General features: G+C 74.6%; 18 protein-coding genes. 7 read left to right on the forward strand and 11 right to left on the reverse strand.

Translation table 11 applies throughout. From position 1 onward, the window contains the following. Window positions 1-61: 61 nt before the first annotated feature. A complete protein-coding gene (locus E2C05_RS10155; RefSeq protein ID WP_133219509.1) occupies window positions 62-484 on the reverse strand; it encodes a VOC family protein in 423 nt (140 codons plus the stop codon). An 80-nt stretch (window positions 485-564) separates the two neighbouring features. Between E2C05_RS10155 and E2C05_RS10160 the strand changes: the two genes are divergently transcribed. Beyond that, a complete protein-coding gene (locus tag E2C05_RS10160; RefSeq protein WP_133219510.1) occupies window positions 565-831 on the forward strand; it encodes a hypothetical protein in 267 nt (88 codons plus the stop codon). Window position 832: 1 nt separating this feature from the next. Here E2C05_RS10160 and E2C05_RS10165 read toward each other — a convergent pair whose 3' ends face one another. The 3 genes from E2C05_RS10165 to E2C05_RS10175 all read right to left on the reverse strand — a co-directional run bounded on the left by E2C05_RS10165 (window position 833) and on the right by E2C05_RS10175 (window position 4,301). Beyond that, window positions 833-2,068, reverse strand: coding sequence for an MFS transporter (locus tag E2C05_RS10165; RefSeq protein ID WP_133219511.1), 1,236 nt, complete (start codon window positions 2,066-2,068; stop codon window positions 833-835). 164 nt (window positions 2,069-2,232) lie between these two features. Then, a complete protein-coding gene (locus E2C05_RS10170; protein ID WP_158292042.1) occupies window positions 2,233-3,210 on the reverse strand; it encodes a Bug family tripartite tricarboxylate transporter substrate binding protein in 978 nt (325 codons plus the stop codon). 122 nt (window positions 3,211-3,332) lie between these two features. Continuing rightward, window positions 3,333-4,301, reverse strand: a complete 969-nt coding sequence (locus E2C05_RS10175; RefSeq protein ID WP_158292043.1) for a Bug family tripartite tricarboxylate transporter substrate binding protein — start codon at window positions 4,299-4,301, stop codon at window positions 3,333-3,335. A 163-nt stretch (window positions 4,302-4,464) separates the two neighbouring features. On the opposite strand from E2C05_RS10175, the gene E2C05_RS10180 reads away from it, so the two are divergent. Beyond that, window positions 4,465-5,463 carry a Bug family tripartite tricarboxylate transporter substrate binding protein gene (locus E2C05_RS10180; protein ID WP_133219514.1) on the forward strand — a complete coding sequence of 333 codons (999 nt, stop codon included), beginning with the start codon at window positions 4,465-4,467 and terminating at the stop codon, window positions 5,461-5,463. 2 nt (window positions 5,464-5,465) lie between these two features. Beyond that, window positions 5,466-6,650, forward strand: a complete 1,185-nt coding sequence (locus E2C05_RS10185) for a cytochrome P450 (protein WP_133219515.1) — start codon at window positions 5,466-5,468, stop codon at window positions 6,648-6,650. Window positions 6,651-6,704: 54 nt separating this feature from the next. Here E2C05_RS10185 and E2C05_RS10190 read toward each other — a convergent pair whose 3' ends face one another. Further along, window positions 6,705-6,869 carry a hypothetical protein gene (locus E2C05_RS10190; RefSeq protein ID WP_200305406.1) on the reverse strand — a complete coding sequence of 55 codons (165 nt, stop codon included), beginning with the start codon at window positions 6,867-6,869 and terminating at the stop codon, window positions 6,705-6,707. Further along, on the reverse strand, window positions 6,866-8,260 hold the full coding sequence (gene argH / locus E2C05_RS10195) for an argininosuccinate lyase (RefSeq protein ID WP_275670496.1): 1,395 nt from the start codon (window positions 8,258-8,260) through the stop codon (window positions 6,866-6,868). Before argH ends, E2C05_RS10190 begins: the two co-directional genes overlap by 4 nt. A gap of 76 nt (window positions 8,261-8,336) precedes the next feature. Here argH and E2C05_RS10200 point away from each other — a divergent pair, with 76 nt between their 5' ends. Further along, window positions 8,337-8,831, forward strand: coding sequence for a TlpA family protein disulfide reductase (locus E2C05_RS10200; protein ID WP_133219518.1), 495 nt, complete (start codon window positions 8,337-8,339; stop codon window positions 8,829-8,831). A gap of 280 nt (window positions 8,832-9,111) precedes the next feature. Here E2C05_RS10200 and E2C05_RS10205 read toward each other — a convergent pair whose 3' ends face one another. The 5 genes from E2C05_RS10205 to tsaD all read right to left on the reverse strand — a co-directional run bounded on the left by E2C05_RS10205 (window position 9,112) and on the right by tsaD (window position 13,470). After that, window positions 9,112-9,561, reverse strand: coding sequence for a MaoC family dehydratase (locus tag E2C05_RS10205; RefSeq protein ID WP_133219519.1), 450 nt, complete (start codon window positions 9,559-9,561; stop codon window positions 9,112-9,114). A 23-nt stretch (window positions 9,562-9,584) separates the two neighbouring features. Next, window positions 9,585-10,745: an MFS transporter gene (locus tag E2C05_RS10210; protein ID WP_133219520.1), complete on the reverse strand. Its 1,161-nt coding sequence runs from the start codon at window positions 10,743-10,745 to the stop codon at window positions 9,585-9,587. Between the two features lie 167 nt (window positions 10,746-10,912). Next, window positions 10,913-11,305: a hypothetical protein gene (locus tag E2C05_RS10215; RefSeq protein WP_133219521.1), complete on the reverse strand. Its 393-nt coding sequence runs from the start codon at window positions 11,303-11,305 to the stop codon at window positions 10,913-10,915. Window positions 11,306-11,613: 308 nt separating this feature from the next. Beyond that, complete coding sequence (locus tag E2C05_RS10220; protein ID WP_133219522.1) at window positions 11,614-12,120, reverse strand: DUF3455 domain-containing protein; 507 nt, start codon at window positions 12,118-12,120, stop codon at window positions 11,614-11,616. Window positions 12,121-12,360: 240 nt separating this feature from the next. Beyond that, a complete protein-coding gene (gene tsaD / locus E2C05_RS10225; RefSeq protein ID WP_133219523.1) occupies window positions 12,361-13,470 on the reverse strand; it encodes a tRNA (adenosine(37)-N6)-threonylcarbamoyltransferase complex transferase subunit TsaD in 1,110 nt (369 codons plus the stop codon). A 66-nt stretch (window positions 13,471-13,536) separates the two neighbouring features. Here tsaD and hemC point away from each other — a divergent pair, with 66 nt between their 5' ends. The 3 genes from hemC to E2C05_RS10240 form a co-directional block, all read left to right on the forward strand. Next, window positions 13,537-14,526: a hydroxymethylbilane synthase gene (hemC, locus tag E2C05_RS10230; protein ID WP_133219524.1), complete on the forward strand. Its 990-nt coding sequence runs from the start codon at window positions 13,537-13,539 to the stop codon at window positions 14,524-14,526. Window positions 14,527-14,626: 100 nt separating this feature from the next. After that, the gene (locus E2C05_RS10235; RefSeq protein ID WP_158292044.1) at window positions 14,627-15,322 is read left to right on the forward strand and encodes a uroporphyrinogen-III synthase; all 696 of its coding nucleotides are present in this window, start codon (window positions 14,627-14,629) and stop codon (window positions 15,320-15,322) included. 76 nt (window positions 15,323-15,398) lie between these two features. Beyond that, window positions 15,399-16,213: hypothetical protein (locus E2C05_RS10240; protein ID WP_205082776.1), on the forward strand; the 815-nt coding region annotated here is incomplete at its 3' end.

Consider the following 16,213-nt stretch of genomic DNA (forward strand, 5'->3'; position numbering starts at 1 on the left):
TTCCCTGGACGTCGGGACAAGTCCTAGCGGATGCCTCACGGACCGGCCAGAGGCCGGATGCCTACCAGACCGGCCAGAGGCCGGGGGTCGCCAGTTCCATCAGGTGGCCATCGGGGTCGCGGAAATAGACGCTCTCGCTGCCGCGCGGCCAGCGCGTGCGGCCCTCGACAGGCACGCCTTGCGCGGCCAGCCGCGCCTCCCAGCCCGGCAGGTCGGCGGCGGCGACGGCCAGGGCGCAATGCACCGGGCCGCTGCCGTCATGCGGCGGGATGGTGCCGCCGGGCAGGTGCACCGTCTCGGTCGTCGCGCCGCGCAGGAACAGCAGCAGGGCGCTGCGGCCGCCGACCGGATAGGCCGTCAGGCGTTCATCCGCGAACATCGTCGCCAGGCCCAGCTTGCCCTCGTAGAAGGCGCGCGCCCGCGCCATGTCGTCGACATAAAGCGCGGTCTCGAGCACGCCGGCGAGGGGTGGGGCATCGGCCATGGCCCGATCCTCCCGCGCCGGGCGCGGCGCGGCAAGCCACGCCCTGGCGAGAGGCGCCGCGGCACCCGATATGCTGCGGCATGCACCGCCGCGCCCTGTTCGCCCTGCTGGTCCTGCCCGCCTGCGGCACGGCGCAGCCGATCCGGCAGGACCCGCCCGCCGCCGCCTCACCGGCCGAGCGGCAGCAGCAGCTGGACGGGTTCTGGCAGCGGCAGCGGGAGAAGGAGGCGGCGGACCGCTTCTGGAACGGCCCGCGCGAGGCCCGCCGCAACCTGACGCGCGACCAGATCGAGCGCTGGGAGGACCAGCGCTGGCGGCGCCAGGGCTGGCGCAGCTACCCGTACTGACTCACGCATAGGCCGCCACGCGCCCGCGTCCGCGCCGGCGCAGCACCAGCCAGCCGGCGATGGCGATGGTCACCATGTTCCAGGCGATGCCGTTCACCACGGCGGCGCTGTAGGAGCCGGTGAGGTCGAAGGCGAGGCCGGACATCCAGCCGCCGATCGCCATGCCGACCAGCGTGGCCGACAGGGCGATGCCGACCCGCACGCCCACCTCCTTCGCCGGGACATTCTCCCGCACGATGACGGCGTAGGTGGAGACGATGCCGCCCTGGAACAGGCCGAAAATGCCGGACACGACATAGAGCGAGACCAGCCCGTCGAAGGGCAGGAACAGGGCCAGCGCCACCGCCTGCAGGGACGCCGCCAGCAGCAGCGTCGCCACGCTGCCGATGCGGTCCAGGATGACCCCGAAGGCGAGGCGGCTGACCACGCCGCAGGCCAGCATGACCGACAGCATCTCCGCGCCCCGCGCCGGGCCGTAGCCGAGATCGACGCAATAGGCGACGATATGCACCTGCGGCATGGCCATGGCGATGCAGCAGGCGATGCCGGCGACGGCCAGCAGGGTCTGCAGCGTGTTGGGGGCGAGGCCGAGCGGCGCGCCCGCGGCACCGGCGCCCGCCGCCGGGGCGGGGTCCTGCAGCGGCGCCGGGCGGCGCAGCAGCAGCGCCAGCGGCAGCATCAGCAGCGGCAGGGCGATGCCGATGATCAGGTGCGTGGTGCGCCAGCCATAGGTGTCGATGCCGGCCTGGATCAGCGGCGGCCAGACCGCGCCCGCGAAGTAGTTGCCGCTGGCCGCGAGCGACACGGCGAAGCCCCGCCGCCGCCGGAACCACAGCGAGATGTCGGCGACCACCGGCCCGAAGGTGGCGCAGCTGCCCAGCAGCCCGATCAGCGCGCCATGGATGATGGCGAACTGCATCATGGTGGCTGCCTGGGCGGACAGCGCATAGCCCGCGGCCAGGCACACCGTGCCCAGCAGGACCGGCGCCATGACGCCGAAGCGGTCGGCCAACCGCCCCATCAGCACGCCGCCGACGGCGAAGCCGAGCGTGGTCAGCGTATAGGGCAAGGAGGCATCGGCCCGCGCCACGCCGAATTCCGCCTGCACCGCCGGCAAGGCCACCACGATGGACCACAGGCCGACCCCGCCCAGCGTGCTGAGCGCGAGCGAGGCGGCAAGCCGCATCCAGGCATGACGGCTGTCCACGCCGGATTCGGCATGGGGTGCGGCTGGCATATGGTTCCTCCCGGCGCGGATCCGCCGCGCCGCAGGAAAGCAGCCGGGGGGCGATCGCGCCAGCCCATGGCGTGATCGCCCCCCGGCCGGCACGGGCGGCCGAACGTGCGCCCCGCCTCATTGCGCGTGGCCGAGCCGCCGAAAGCGGGGCCTGCGATCCCGCCTCAGTCCACCCGGGCGCCGGACGCACGGATCAGCGGCGCCAGCCGTGCTTCCTGCGCCGCGCGGTAGCGCAGGATGTCCTCGGTCGTGGTCCACCAGGGCTCGGCACCGAGGTCGCGATAGGCGCGGATCAGCCCCTCGCTCTCCAGCGCCCGCCGGGACAGCGCGTTCATCCGCGCCACCATCGCCGGCGGCAGGCCGGCCGGGGCGGAAAGGCAGGTCCAGGACACCACGTCGAAGCCGGGCAGGAATTCGGCCAGGGACGGGATCTCCGGCGCCACCGGGCTGCGCTGCGCCGAGGTGACGGCCAGCGGCCGCACCTGCCCCTGGCGCGACAGCGCCAGCGTGCCAGGGATGTTGTCGAACATCATCTGGATGCGCCCGGCGACGAGGTCGAGCTGCGCCGGCGCGCTGCCGCGATAGGGCACATGCACCAGCTCCACCCCGGCCAGCTGGTTGAACATCGCGCCCGAGAGATGCAGCGTCGTCCCCGCCCCGGCGGACCCGTAGGTGAGCTTCCCGGGCTCGGCCTTCGCCAGCGCGATCAGCTCCGGCACCGTCCGCGCCGGCAGGGAAAGCGTCACCGCCAGCAGGTTCGGCAGCTGCCAGAGGCCGCCGGCAAGGGTGAAGTCCTTCGCCGGGTCGAAGGGCAGCGAGGCATAGAGCGTCGGCGCGATGGCATGCGACGCGATGCCGCCCAGCCCGATGGTGTAGCCATCCGGCGTGGATTTCGCGATGGCATCGGCGCCGACGTTGCCGCCCGAGCCGCTGCGGTTCTCGACGACGAATTGCTGGCCGGTGATCTCCGACATGCGGGCGCACCAGAGGCGCGACAGCGTGTCGGTCGGGCCGCCGGGCGGATAGGGGTTGATGTAACGCACCGGGCGGTTCGGCCAGTCGCTGCCCTGGGCGCGTACGACCGCGGGCGCGCCCAGCATGGCCGCCAGCATGGCACGGCGCGCCAGCACGATTCGTCTCATCTCGTTTCCTCCGACTTGACGGGGGCTTTGCCCCCTTCGCCCCCCGCCCCGGGACCCCATCGGCGATGCGAAGCCGCGTCGATGGGACTCGCAGCGGCCGAAAGGCCCTTGGAACCCCCGGGTCAGTCCACCTGCGCGCCGGTGGCCTGGATGATCGGGGCGAAGGCACGCTCCTCGGCGGCGCGGAACTCGGCGAACTCCTCCGGCGTGGCGGGCCAGACCGTGGCGCCGTTGTCCTGGAACTTCGTCGCCAGGTCCTGGGTCGCCAGCGCCTGGCGGGTCAGCGCGGCGATGCGCTGCACCAGCGGCGCCGGCAGGCCGGCCGGCGCCATCACCCCGGCCCAGGAGGTGATGGCGAAGCCCGGCAGGAATTCCGCCATGGTCGGGATCTCCGGCGCCTGCGGGCTGCGCTGCGCGCCGGTCACCGCCAGCGCCCGAACCTTGCCATCCCGCGCCGAGGCCAGCGCCTGCGGGATATTGTCGAAGATCATGTGCACGCGCCCGCCCAGCAGGTCCACATGCGCCGGCGCGCCGCCGCGATAGGGCACATGGATCATGTCCAGCCCGGCCTGCGCGGCGAATTTCGCGCCCGAGAGATGCACCGTGGTGCCGGAGCCGGAGGAGGCGTAGCTGAACCTGCCCGGGTTGGCCTTCACCAGCGCGATCAGCTCCGGCACCGTCCGCGCCGGCACGTCGTTGTTCACCACCAGCAGGTTCGGCAGCTGCCACAGCCCGCCCAGATAGGCGAAGTCGCGGGTGGGGTCGAAGGGCAGCCGGCGGTACAGCGTGGGGGAGATGGCCAGCGCCGAGACCGAAGCGAGGCCGATGGTCCGGCCATCGGGCGTCGCGCGCGCGATCGCCTCCGTCCCCACATTGCCGCCGGAGCCGCTGCGGTTCTCCACCACGAACTGCTCGCCGGTCAGCGTTGCCATCGCCTGGCACCAGATGCGGGACAGGATGTCGGTGCCGCCGCCGGGCGGGAAGACGCCGATGAAGCGGATCGGCCCGTTGGGCCACTGGCCCTGCGCCAGCGCCGGCGCCGCCAGCGCCGCCAACCCCATGCCCAGCACCGCCCGGCGCGTGGGCCGCATGCCTGCCGCCATCCGCTTCCCCCTCCCCTCGCCGGCTTGCCGCCGGTTCCGATGCGATGATGTTGCCGCAGCGGCACGCAATCGCAAGGATGGGCCCAGGTGACAGGGCGCGGCGGACAGGCTTCCATCTCCGGCAAGGAAACGACCCCGAGGAGGCCCGTCCATGTCCGTCACCCCGCGCGGCCGGCGGCCGCTGCTCGCCGCCGGCCTCGCCGCGCTCGCCACCCCCCTGGCTGCCCCCGCCCTCGCCCAGCCGCGCTGGCAGCCGGACCGGCCGATCCGCTGGATCGTCGCCTATGCCCCCGGCGGCGGGTCGGACATGCTGGCGCGGCTGGTGGGGGCGGAATTGTCCAGGGGCCTCGGCCAGCCGGTGCTGGTGGAGAACCGGCCGGGCGCCGGCGCCACCCTCGGCGCCGATGCCGCGGCCAAGGCACCGCCCGACGGGCTGACCGTCTTCAGCGGCGACAGCGGCAGCATGATGAACAACATCGCGCTGTTCCGCCGCCTGCCCTACGACCCGGTGAAGGATTTCCGCGGCATCGGCCTGTTCGCCGACTTCCCGCTGGTGGTCGCGGTGCCGGCGAATTCCCGCTTCCGGACGATCGCCGACTACATCGCCGCGGCGAAGGCCGATCCGGGCGGCGTCGCCTGCGGCACGCCCGGCGTCGGCAGCCCGCACCACATGGCGGTGGAACGCTTCCAGCGGGAGGCGGCGATCAAGCTCAACCTCATCCCCTATCGCGGCGGCGCGCCGGGGGTGAACGACCTGCTGGCCGGCACGCTGGACAGCATGATGGTGGACGTCGCCTCGGCCGGCGGCCCGCTGCGCGGCGGCCAGGTGCGGGCGCTGGCGACCACCATGACGGAACGCTGGCGGACGCTGACGGAGGTGCCCACCCTGCGGGAGGCCGGGCTGCCCGAGTATCGCGCGCCGGTCTGGATGGGCCTGGTGGTGCCGGCCGCGACGCCGGAGCCGGCGGTGCGCCGCCTGGGCGAGGAACTGGCCCGCGTCATGGCCGACCCCGCCATCCGCAACCGCATGGTCGAGATCGGGGTGGAGCCGCTGACCTCGACCCCGACCGAATTCGACGCCCTGATGGCGCGCGACCGCGCCTACTGGGTGCCGCTGATCCGCGAGCTTGGCATCACGCTGGAGGGCTGAGCATGGCGATCCCGGACAGCGACATCGATCCCTTCTGCGCGGAGTTCTTCGAGGACCCGCACCCGGCGCAGGAGGCGCTGCGGGAGGCCGGGCCGGTGGTGCGGCTGACGCGCTACGGCATCCTGGCGGTGGCGCGGCATGCCGAGGTCAAGTCGGTGCTGGACGACTGGCAGGCCTTCACCTCCGCCCGCGGCGTCGGCATCCAGGACTTCGCGAAGGAGCAGCCGGCGCGGCCGCCCTCCATCGTGCTGGAGACCGACCCGCCGCTGCATGACCGCACGCGCCGGGTGCAGGCCCGCGTCCTCTCGCCCGCCGCCATCGCCGCGCTGCGGGAGGGCTTCACGGCGGCGGCCGAGGCGCTGGCCGACCGGCTGCTGCAGCAGCGGGAATTCGACGCCATCCCCGCCTTGGCCGAGGCCTATCCGCTAGAGGTCTTCCCCGACGCCATGGGCATGCCGCGGGAGAACCGGCACCATTTGCTGCCCTGGGGCAACCTGGTCTTCAACAGCTTCGGCCCGAAAAACGAGTACCTGGCGGCGGCGATCGACGGTGCGAAGGACGCGACGCCCTGGGTGTTCGAGCAGTCGAAGCGCGAGAACCTGACCGCGACGGGCTTCGGCGCCGGCATCCATGCGGCGGCCGATACCGGCGACCTGACGGCGGAGGAGACGCCGCAGGTGGTGCGCTCCGTCCTCACCGCCGGCGTCGACACCACGGTCAGCGGCATCGGCGCTGCGGTCTATTGCCTCGCCCGCTATCCCGCCGAATTCGCCCGGCTGCGCGCCGACCCGAAGCTGGCGCGCAACGCCTTCGAGGAAGCGGTGCGCTACGAAAGCCCGGTGCAGACCTTCTTCCGCACCGCGACGCGCGAGGTGGACCTGGGCGGGGCGACGGTGCCGGAGGGGTCGAAGGTGCTGATGTTCCTCGGCGCCGCCAACCGCGACCCGCGGAAATGGGACAGGCCGGACGACTACGACATCGGCCGCCGCACGGTCGGGCATGTCGGCTTCGGCAGCGGCATCCATGCCTGCGTCGGCATGGCGCTGGCGCGGCTGGAGGGCGAATGCGTGCTGGCGGCGCTGGCGAAGCGCGCCACCCGCATCGAGATCACCGGCGAACCGCGCCGGCGCTACAACAACACGCTGCGCGGCCTGGCAAGCCTGCCGGTGCGGCTGCACGCGGCCTGACCGGAAGGGGGCTTCGCCCCTTTCGCGGGGTTCTGGGGCAGCGCCCCGGACGGTTCAGCGCGGCGCCTGTCGGGCCTGCGGCGCCGCCTGCGGCGAGTATTGCGGATAGGGCCGCGGGTAGATCACCGCCTCCTTCGGCCCGGGCGGCCGCGGCGGCCCGGCCCGGCCGCAGGCGGCCAGCGTGCCGAGCGCGAGCAGGACCAGCAGCAGCCGGGTCATGCCAGCCGCTCCCGCCACTCGGCCGCCATGCGGCGGACATTGTCCGGCGCGGTGCCGCCGAAGGAGGTGCGGGAGGCGACGGAGGCCTGCACCGTCAGCACGCCGAAGATGCCGTCTTGGATGCGCGGCTCCTCCGCCTGCATCTCCGCCAGCGTGAGGCCCGCCAGGTCGCAGCCCTTCGCCTCGGCCTTCGCCACCAGGCGGCCGGTGACGTGGTGGGCGTCGCGGAAGGGCATCTTCAGTTCGCGCACCAGCCAGTCGGCGAGGTCGGTGGCGGTGGAGAAGCCGGCGCCCGCCGCCGCCTCCAGCCGCGCGACGTCGGGTTTCATGTCCCGCACCATGCCGGCGGTGGCGGCGAGGCAGAGCGTGAGGTTCTCGGCGGCGTCGAAGATGCCCTCCTTGTCCTCCTGCATGTCCTTGAAATATGTCAGCGCCAGGCCTTTCAGCACGGTCAGCATCCCGACCAGGGCGCCGTTGATGCGGCCGGTCTTGCCACGGACCAGCTCCGCCGCGTCCGGGTTGCGCTTCTGCGGCATGATGCTGCTGCCGGTGGTGAAGGCATCGCTCAGCTTGACGAAGCCGAAATAGGGGTTGGTCCAGATCACCACCTCCTCCGCGAAGCGCGAGAGATGGGTGGCGCACATGGCGCAGCAGAACAGGAATTCCGCGGCGAAGTCGCGCGACGCCACGCTGTCCAGGCTGTTACGCGTCGGCCCGTCGAAGCCCAGCGCCTTCGCGGTCATGTGCCGGTCGATCGGGAAGCCGGTGCCGGCGAGCGCCGCGGCCCCCAGCGGGCTCTCGTTCATGCGCGCCCGCGCGTCCCGCAGGCGCGAAAGGTCGCGCGACAGCATCTCGACATAGGCCAGCAGGTGGTGGCCCAGGGTGACGGGCTGCGCCGGCTGCAGATGGGTGAAGCCGGGCATGACCGTCGCGGCATGCTCCTCCGCCCGGGCCACCAGGGCGCGCATCACGTCCTCGACCTGGGCCGAGAGGCCGTCGATGGCGTCCCGCACCCACAGCCGGACATCCAGCGCCACCTGGTCGTTCCGGCTGCGGCCGGTGTGCAGCCGCTTGCCCGCCTCCCCGATCGCCTGGGTGAGGCGGGCCTCGATGTTCATGTGGATGTCCTCGAGGCCCTCGTCCCAGGGGAAGTCCCCGGCCTCGATCCGGCGCGCGATCTCCGCCAGGCCCTGGCGGATCGCCGCCTCGTCCTCGCTTGCGATGATCCCGACGCGGGCCAACATGGCGGCGTGCGCGAGGCTGCCGGCGATGTCCTGCCGCCACAGCTTGCGGTCGAAGCCGATGGAGGCGTTGATCGCCTGCATGATGGCGGAGGGTCCGGCGGCGAAGCGGCCGCCCCATTGGGAGTTGTTCGTGGTGCCTTCGGACACGTTGGCTGCGCTTTCCGGTCTGGCGATGCCCCGCCGGGGGCTGATCCTGGCGGCCGGGACCCTAGCGGCGGCGCCCATGGCGCGCAAAGCCCGGGCCGCCGGCCGGCTGATGGAGGCCGAGCCCAAGCCCCTGCCCGACCTGACCTTCACCGATGCAGAGGGCAAGGCGCACCGCCCGGCCGACTTCCCCGGTCATGGGCTGGTGATCAACCTCTGGGCGACCTGGTGCGCGCCCTGCGTGGCCGAGATGCCGGCGCTCGACCGCGCCCAGGCGGCGCTGGCGGCGGACCGCATCACGGTGCTCGCCCTGTCCTCCGACCGCGGCGGGCGGGCGGCGGTGGAGCCCTTCTACCGCGACAAGCGCATCGCCCGGCTCGGGCTGTGGCTGGACCCGCGCGGCGCCGCCGGCCGGGCGCTGGGCGTGCGCGGCCTGCCGACCACGGTCATCGTCGACCGAGAGGGTCGGGAACGGGCGCGGCTGGAGGGCGAGGCGGCCTGGGACACGCCGGAGATGCTGGCGGCGGTGCGCCGGCTGGTCGGCCCGCTCCCGCAGGACCAGGCGCGCAGCTGAGGGCGACCGCGAGCACCGCAAGGGCGCCCCGGCGCCGGGCGCTGCACGCCGGGGATGCGTGGAGCCATGCCGACCGGCCCGGGCGGGCATGCCCCGGTGGCCCGCCCCGCCTTCGGAGCGGCATCCTGCCGGAGCGGATCATGGCTCCGGCTCGGTCGCCGCCGTTCCGTCCGCGCCGCGCGGCATGCTGCGGCCGGCTGGTCCCGCCGCGATCCGCGGGGGCCGTCGAAGGCCGGGCCGACCCAGGCGGCGTAGCCTTGCCGCCGCGGCGCGATCGGCGTCAGGCCGGGCGGCGCGGGACGACGATGTTCGGGACGATGACCTGCACCGGCTCGCCCTTCTGGTTCAGCGTCGTGCACTGCACGCGCAGCATGCCCTGGGTCGGCTTGCTGCGGCTCGGCACCACCTCCAGCACCTCGCTCACCACCGTCAGCACGTCGCCCGGCCGCACCGGGCGCGGCCATTCCACCTTCTCCATCCGGCCGCCGATCACGCCCCAGGCCGGGCGGAAGTCGCTGTCGACGATCAGCCGCATGGTGATGCCCGCGGTGTGCCAGCCGCTGGCCGCCAGGCCGCCGAACAGCGTGGACTTCGCCGCCTCGGCATCCAGGTGGAAGGGCTGCGGGTCGTAGCGCTTCGCGTAGTCCAGGATCTCCGCCTCGGTCACCGCATAGGTGGGGGAACGGAAGACCTGCCCAGCCGCGAAATCCTCCAGGTACATGCGTTCCATCGCCGCGCTTCCCCTGCCCTGCCTCAGGCCCCCCTTGCCCCGCGCCGGCACCAGAGCGCAAGCGCGAGCACGCCGAGCGCCGCGACCAGGAAGCTCGGCCGGTAGCCGATCAGGGTGAGGCCGAGGCCGAAGCCGAGCGACCCGGCGCTCTGCCCGAGGAAGAGCGCGAGGGCGAAGGCGCCGACCGCGGTGCCGCGCGCCTCCGGCAGCGCCTCGGTCGAGAGCGTCTGCAGCACCCCGTGGAACATGTAGAAGCAGAGGCCGAGCGCCACCTGCACCAGCGCCACCGTACCCCAGCCCGGCGCCACGGCCAGCAGGGCCAGCAGCACGGCGAGGCCGCCGCCGCCCAGCGTCAGCAGCCCCCGCTCCCCGAAGCGGCGCAGCAGCGGCCGGGCGAAGCGGGTATAGCCGAAGGCGCCGATCCCGAAGCCGGCGACGATCAGCCCGGCCTCGGCGGCGTTGCGGCCGAAGACCTCGATGAGGAAGGAGCCGGTGAAGGGGAAGGCGCCGCCGAAGAGAAGGGCGCCGTCGAGGAAGGCGACCGCCATCAGCCAGCGGCCGGACGGCTTCCTGAGCAGGTCGAGATAGGCCGCCATGCCGCGGCCGCCGCCGCCACCCCCCTCGGCGCGCCAGAGCGCCGGGCCCAGCCGCCAGGCCAGCAGCCCGCCGACGCCCAGCGCCAACAGGCCGAGCACGAGGAAGGGCACGCGCCAGCCAGCATATTCCGCCAGCACGCCGGACACCGGGCCGGCCAGCAGCTGCGCCATGACCATGCCAGTCAGGAAGCGGCTGATGGTCACTTGGCGCTCGGCATAGGGGACGCTGTCGGCGACATGCGCCATCAGCAGCGGGATGACGGCGCCCGCGACGCAGCCGCAGAAGGCGCGCAGCGCGACCAGCCCGGCCAGGCCGGTCACCCAGGCGCTGGCCAGCAGGCCGAGGCCGAACAGCAGCACCGCCAGGCAGGCGATCCGCACCTTGCCCATCCGGTCGCCGAGCGGCCCGGCGATCAGCTGCACCAGGCCATAGGGCAGGACGAAGCCGGCGACGAGGGCGGTCGCCTCCGCCACCGTCACGCCGAGATCGGCGGCGATGAGCGGCAGCAGCGGGTCCAGCATCCGCATGCCGGCGCCGGTGGTGAAGCCCGCGAGGGCGAAGAGGGCGATGGGGATGGCGCCGGGCATGCCGGCCGGAGTGGGCGCGGTGGGCGGGCCGGTCAAGCCGGGGGGGGGCGCCGCGGGCCCTGGCGCCGCGCCCCGGCAGTGTGCCGGCCCGCGGTACCGCCCCCCATGGGGCGACGGCCGGGCGCCGAGGGATGACGCGGCCGACGGCGCCGGCCCGCGCCGGCCTGTCAGGCCTCCATGCCGCCATGCTTCTTCAGCAGCCCGTCGAGCCGCTCGCGGTCGGCGCGCGGGACTTCCAGCCGCATCATCACGCGGTCGTCGTCCAGCGCGATGTCGGCGCTGCGGCGATCGATCGGCCCCTCGCGGACCACCGCCTCCAGCGCGAGCTTGGCGGTCTCGCTGTCCGGAAAGCGCAGCGACAGAGTCACGCCGTCTACGGAAGGCGCCGGCCGCGAATCCTTCGGCTGCATCATCGTCTCGGGCGCCACGGCGCGCGACCCCTGGGAGGTCGTGTGGGCGACCGGGTCGCTGGCCGGGAAGGTCTGCTCCACCCCGGTCTCGACATTCGCATCGGAGGTATGCTCGGGCCGCGTCGTGCCCGCTGCGGTGTGGCTGGCCATGCTGGGATCCCCCTTCGCCGCGTCGGTCCGCATCCACCGGTGAACACGTCGCCGCGGCGCCTGTCTTGAAGCGCCGGGTCGCGCCGCGGGGCGCATCGCGCCCCCTGACGGGTCCCTTGGGCTGGCCGAACGCGCGAATCCGGCGCGGGTTCGGCCGCCGGCCCGCGGGGACGGCCCCCGCCCGCCGCAGGGCTGCCGGCCGGGTCGGGGTGCGGCGCCGGCAGCCCGATCCGGGCCTGCAAGCCACGCCCGGTCATGCCCATCGGAGTTGGATCGGTGCCCGGGGACCGGTCGTCCCGCGGCGCCGGTCAGCCGGCCGGGACGAGGAAGACGTAGTCCGCAGTGTAGGGCACCGGCCGCAGCGCGCCTGCCGTGGTGCAGGGCCCGGTCAGCACGCCGCCCTGCGTCGCCAGCCGCTGGATCGCCACCACCGCGGCGAAGCGCCCGGTGCCGGGCGCGGCGGGCTCCAGCCGCAGCAGCGGGATGTCGGCGGCCGTCGCGCCGGGCGCCGAGCCGGTGGCGCGGGCGGTCAGCAGGCTGCCATCGGCAAGCTGCCAGGCTGGCCCGGCAAAATGCCGCCCGACCGTCGTGCCGTCCTGCAGCAGGGTGGCGACCGGCTCGCGGAACCGCCAGGCGAGCCCGCCTGCGGCATCCGGCCGGCATTCATGGATCTGCGCGCCGGCCGCCTGCAGCGTCAGCGCCGCCCGGGCGCCCGGCACCGCGACGGTCTCCGGCGGGACGCCCTGCGCCCGCAGGGCGGGCGGCATCGCCAGCAGGGCAAGGAACGGCAGGGCAAGGTTTCGCAGGACGATCATGGCGGCGTCTCCCCGGCGCCGCGACGGCGGCGTTCCCCCAGGGTTCGGCCCTGGCATGGGCGAGGTTGCGCCGGGCATCCGCGGCGGGGGCGAGCCGGCGCCGCGTAGCACCCTGGGCAGCCGGGCCGGCGCGCGCCGGTCGAGGCCGGGGCGACGATCAACGTCGGGACCAACCGACGGTTGGAAACGCGCGGCCGCGCCGGTGCCGGATCGCGCCGGCGGGCCATCCTGCACGACCTCTCAGGCCGCCAGTTCCTCCAACGGCCAGCGCGGCCGCGGCGCATGGCCAAGCTCGTCGGTGAGGCCGCGGCGCAGCCGCTCGATCCCCGCCCAGGCCACCATGACGGCATTGTCGGTGCAAAGCCGGATGGGCGGCGCCACCAGCGGCAAGCCGTGCCTCGCGGCCGCGCCGGCCAGGGCCGCCCGCACCGCCTGGTTGGCGGCGACGCCGCCGGCGACGACCAGCGCAGTCGCGCCGGGGACCATGGCGATGGCATGCGCGGCGCGGTCGGCCAGCACCGCGGCGACCGCGGCCTGGAAGCCGGCGGCGATGTCGGCCTTCCCCTGCCCGGTCAGCGGCCCGCGCGCCACCGCCTGGGCGACCGCGGTCTTCAGGCCGGACCAGGAGAAGTCGCAGCCCGGCCGCCCCAGCAGTGGCCGCGGCAGCGGCACCGCGGCCGGGTCGCCCTGGGTCGCCAGCCGTTCCAGCGCCGGCCCGCCCGGCCAGGGCAGGCCGAGCAGCTTGGCGGATTTGTCGAAGGCCTCGCCCACCGCGTCGTCGAGCGTGGTGCCGAGGCGGCGGTAGCGCCCCACCCCCTCCACCGCGACGCATTGGCAATGCCCGCCGGAGAGCAGCAGCAGCAGGTAGGGGAAGCGCACTGGCCCGGCGTGGCGTCCATCGCCCGCCGCCGGCAAGGCATCCCGCCCGCGCGCCTCCGGCAAGACGGCCAGCACCGCCGCCGGCAGGATGCCGGGCAGCGTCGCGGTCAGCGCATGCGCCTCCAGGTGGTTGACCGCGACGAAGGGGAGCCCATGGGCGATGGCGATGCCCTTGCCGAGGGTCGCACCGACGATCAGCCCGCCGATCAGCCCGGGGCCGGAGGTCGCGGCGATGCCCGCGAGGTCGCCATAGCCGAGCCCGGCGCGGTCCATGACCTGCGCGACCAGGCGCGGCAGATGCTCGAGATGCGCCCGCGCCGCGATCTCCGGCACCACGCCGCCGAAGCGGGCATGCTCCTCCTGCTGGCTCAGCACCGCCTCGGCCAGGATCGTGCCGTCGGCGCGCAGGACCGCCGCCGCGGTCTCGTCGCAGCTCGATTCCAGGCCCAGCACGATGGCGTCGTCCCGCATCCTGCCTCCTCGCGGCCCCGGCGCGGGGCGGTTCCCGCCCGGCGGCCGCTGTTCTATGACAGGCGCATGCCCACCGGTCATCACCCCGCCGCGATGCCTGAGCATGGTCGTGGCCTGCCGCTCCGGGTCGGGACGCGCGGCTCGCCCCTCGCCCTCTGGCAGACGCGGCATTTCCTGTCGATCGTCACCGCCCTCTGCCCCGTCCTGCGCGACGCGCAGGCCTTCGAGGAGCATGTGATCGCCACCTCGGGCGACCGCATCCAGGACCGCCGCCTGGCGGATATCGGCGGCAAGGGCCTGTTCGCCAAGGAGATCCACGAGGCGCTGCTCGACCGCCGAATCGATTTCGCGGTGCACAGCCTGAAGGACCTGGAGACGGAGATGCCGCCCGGCATCGTCCTCGCCTGCACCCTGAAGCGGGAGGATGCGCGGGACGCGATCATCCTCGGCCCCGGCTGCGCCGCGCCCGACCCGGCCGATCCCTATGCCTGCCTGCCGGCCGGGGCGGTGATCGGCACCGCCTCCGTCCGGCGGCAGAGCCAGATCCTCTTCGCCCGGCCCGATCTCCGCTGCGGGATGATCCGCGGCAATGTCCAGACGCGGCTGTCGCGGGTCCGCGGCGGGGAGTTCGCCGCCAGCCTGCTGGCGCTCGCGGGCCTGAAGCGGCTGGGGCTGCAGGGGGAGGCGGCGGTGGTCCTGGACGCGGAGGCGATGGTCCCCGCCGCCGGCCAGGGGATCGTCGGCATCACCGTGCGGGAGAGTGACGAGGCGCTGCGCGAATTGCTCTCGGCCATCGAGGACCGCGAGGCGGCGGCGGTCAGCCGGGCGGAGCGCGCCTTCCTCGGTGCCCTCGATGGGTCCTGCCGCACCCCGATCGGCGGCCATGCCCGGCTGCTGCCGGGGGGCGAGCTGCACCTGACCGGCCTGGTCGCCCGGCCGGATGGCAGCTTCCTGCTGAAGCGCGCCCTCACCGGCCCGGCGCCGGAGGCCGAGCGCCTGGGCCGCGAGCTGGGCCGCAGCCTGCGCGCCGACAGCCCCGCCGATCTCTTCGCCTGATGGCAGACCCGTGGGTTCCAGGGGCCCTCCGGCCCCTGGCGGGGGAGGATCCGGGAGGGGGCCTGGCCCTGTCCCGGCCCGCGCGCTGATGCCGGCCGGCGTGCTGGTGACGCGCCCCGAGCCCGGCGCGGCCGAGACGGCGCGGCGCGTCGCGGCACTCGGCTTCCAGCCGATCCTGGCGCCTGCCCTGGTGCTGGCGCCGCGCGCCTTCGCCCCGGTGCCGGCGCAGGCGCTGCTGCTGACCAGCCGCGCCGCCGCCCGCGCCGTGCCGGTCTCCGATGCCCGCGTCCTGGCGGTGGGCGAGGCGACGGCGGAGGAGGCGCGGGCCCGCGGCTTCGCCCGGGTCGAGGCCGCCGCCGGCGATGCCGCAGCGCTGGCGGATCATGCCGCCGCCCGGCTCGACCCGGCCGCCGGCCCGCTGCTGCTGGCGGTGGGCGAAGGCTATGGCGCGGAGCTTGCCGCCGATCTGCGCGGCCGGGGCTTCCGGGTGCTGCGCCGGATCGCCTATGCCGCGCGGCCGGCCGCGACGCTGCCGGCGGAGGCGGTTGCCGCATTGCAGAAGGACGGCGCGGTCGTTGCCGTGCTGTTCTTCTCGCCCCGCTCGGCGGGCTGTGCCATTTCACTCCTCAAAGCCTCCGGCCTCGGCGCCGCGGCGGCTGGGCTGGAGGCCCTGGCGATCAGCCCACGGGTGGCCGAGGCCGCCGCCCGCGCGATCTCCCCCTTCGCCTGGCGCGCGGTACGGGTGGCCGGTCGGCCCGACCAGGACGCATTGTTGGCATTGCTCGGACCCGGGTAGGCTGGACCGCATGAGCGAGACATCGAAGGACACACCCCCTCGGGACACCCCGGGGGGAAGCCAGCCGGCGCCGCCGGTGGCCCGCAATTCGCCGCTGGACCCGCCGGCGCCGCGCCGGCTGGATCCGGCCGCCATCATGATCGGCGTCGGCGGCGTGGTGCTGCTGGTGGCGCTGTGGTGGCTGCTGAACACCCCCCGCTCGACCAGCGAGGCGGCGGTGGACCCGGCCCGCGTCGCCCAGCTCGAGCAGCGGCTGAGCACGCTCGAGGGCGTGCGCGGCGAGCTTGGCACCCTGACCGGGCGGGTGAACGCGCTGTCCGCCGTGGAAGGCCGGGTGCAGGCGCTGGAGACGCGGCCCACCCCGGCGATCCCGGACATCCGGCCGCTGGAACAGCAGGTGACCGCGCTGGGCGAGCGCGCCGCGACCAATGACCGCCGGCTGGGCGTGCTGGAAGGCCGGCCGGTGCCCGACACTGCCGGCTTCGCCCAGCGCACGGCGCTGGACGCGCTGGCGGCGCGGCTGGACCAGGTCGCCGCCGCGGAGCAGCGGCAGGAGGCCGAGATCGCCCGCCGCCTGCAGGAGGCCGAGCAGGCCGGCCGGCAGCGCGAGCAGGCGGCCGCCCAAGCGGTGCAGCAGCGGCTGCAGGAGGCAGCCCAGACCGACCAGCAGCGGGAACAGGCGGCGCTGCAGGGGATCCAGCAGCGACTGCAGGCGCTGGAAGCGTCCCTGACCCAGAAGCTGGCGGCGGTGGAGCAGGCGCAGGCGGCGGTGAGGACGCAGCTGGACCGCGCGGCGCGGCAGGCGGCGATCGACCGCGCCCGCGCCGCGCTGGCGGCCGGCCGGCCGCTGGGCGATTCGCTGGGCGGGCTCGGCCAGCCGCCGGCGGCGCT

It is taken from the genome of Paracraurococcus ruber (genome assembly GCF_004353985.1).
Lineage (GTDB): Bacteria > Pseudomonadota > Alphaproteobacteria > Acetobacterales > Acetobacteraceae > Paracraurococcus > Paracraurococcus ruber.

What these genes read in the sequence shown, in the direction of transcription:
- E2C05_RS10190 (WP_200305406.1), bottom strand. Translation starts at nt 6,869, where the DNA reads ATGACCCGGCTGCTGCTGGTCCTGCTCGCGCTCGGCACGCTGGCCGCC.
- E2C05_RS10170 (WP_158292042.1), bottom strand. Translation starts at nt 3,210, where the DNA reads ATGAGACGAATCGTGCTGGCGCGCCGTGCCATGCTGGCGGCCATGCTG.
- E2C05_RS10205 (WP_133219519.1), bottom strand. Translation starts at nt 9,561, where the DNA reads ATGGAACGCATGTACCTGGAGGATTTCGCGGCTGGGCAGGTCTTCCGT.
- hemC (WP_133219524.1), top strand. Translation starts at nt 13,537, where the DNA reads ATGCCCACCGGTCATCACCCCGCCGCGATGCCTGAGCATGGTCGTGGC.
- E2C05_RS10220 (WP_133219522.1), bottom strand. Translation starts at nt 12,120, where the DNA reads ATGATCGTCCTGCGAAACCTTGCCCTGCCGTTCCTTGCCCTGCTGGCG.
- E2C05_RS10160 (WP_133219510.1), top strand. Translation starts at nt 565, where the DNA reads ATGCACCGCCGCGCCCTGTTCGCCCTGCTGGTCCTGCCCGCCTGCGGC.
- E2C05_RS10185 (WP_133219515.1), top strand. Translation starts at nt 5,466, where the DNA reads ATGGCGATCCCGGACAGCGACATCGATCCCTTCTGCGCGGAGTTCTTC.
- E2C05_RS10200 (WP_133219518.1), top strand. Translation starts at nt 8,337, where the DNA reads ATGGCGCGCAAAGCCCGGGCCGCCGGCCGGCTGATGGAGGCCGAGCCC.
- tsaD (WP_133219523.1), bottom strand. Translation starts at nt 13,470, where the DNA reads ATGCGGGACGACGCCATCGTGCTGGGCCTGGAATCGAGCTGCGACGAG.
- E2C05_RS10155 (WP_133219509.1), bottom strand. Translation starts at nt 484, where the DNA reads ATGGCCGATGCCCCACCCCTCGCCGGCGTGCTCGAGACCGCGCTTTAT.
- E2C05_RS10180 (WP_133219514.1), top strand. Translation starts at nt 4,465, where the DNA reads ATGTCCGTCACCCCGCGCGGCCGGCGGCCGCTGCTCGCCGCCGGCCTC.
- E2C05_RS10215 (WP_133219521.1), bottom strand. Translation starts at nt 11,305, where the DNA reads ATGGCCAGCCACACCGCAGCGGGCACGACGCGGCCCGAGCATACCTCC.
- E2C05_RS10165 (WP_133219511.1), bottom strand. Translation starts at nt 2,068, where the DNA reads ATGCCAGCCGCACCCCATGCCGAATCCGGCGTGGACAGCCGTCATGCC.
- E2C05_RS10210 (WP_133219520.1), bottom strand. Translation starts at nt 10,745, where the DNA reads ATGCCCGGCGCCATCCCCATCGCCCTCTTCGCCCTCGCGGGCTTCACC.
- E2C05_RS10175 (WP_158292043.1), bottom strand. Translation starts at nt 4,301, where the DNA reads ATGCGGCCCACGCGCCGGGCGGTGCTGGGCATGGGGTTGGCGGCGCTG.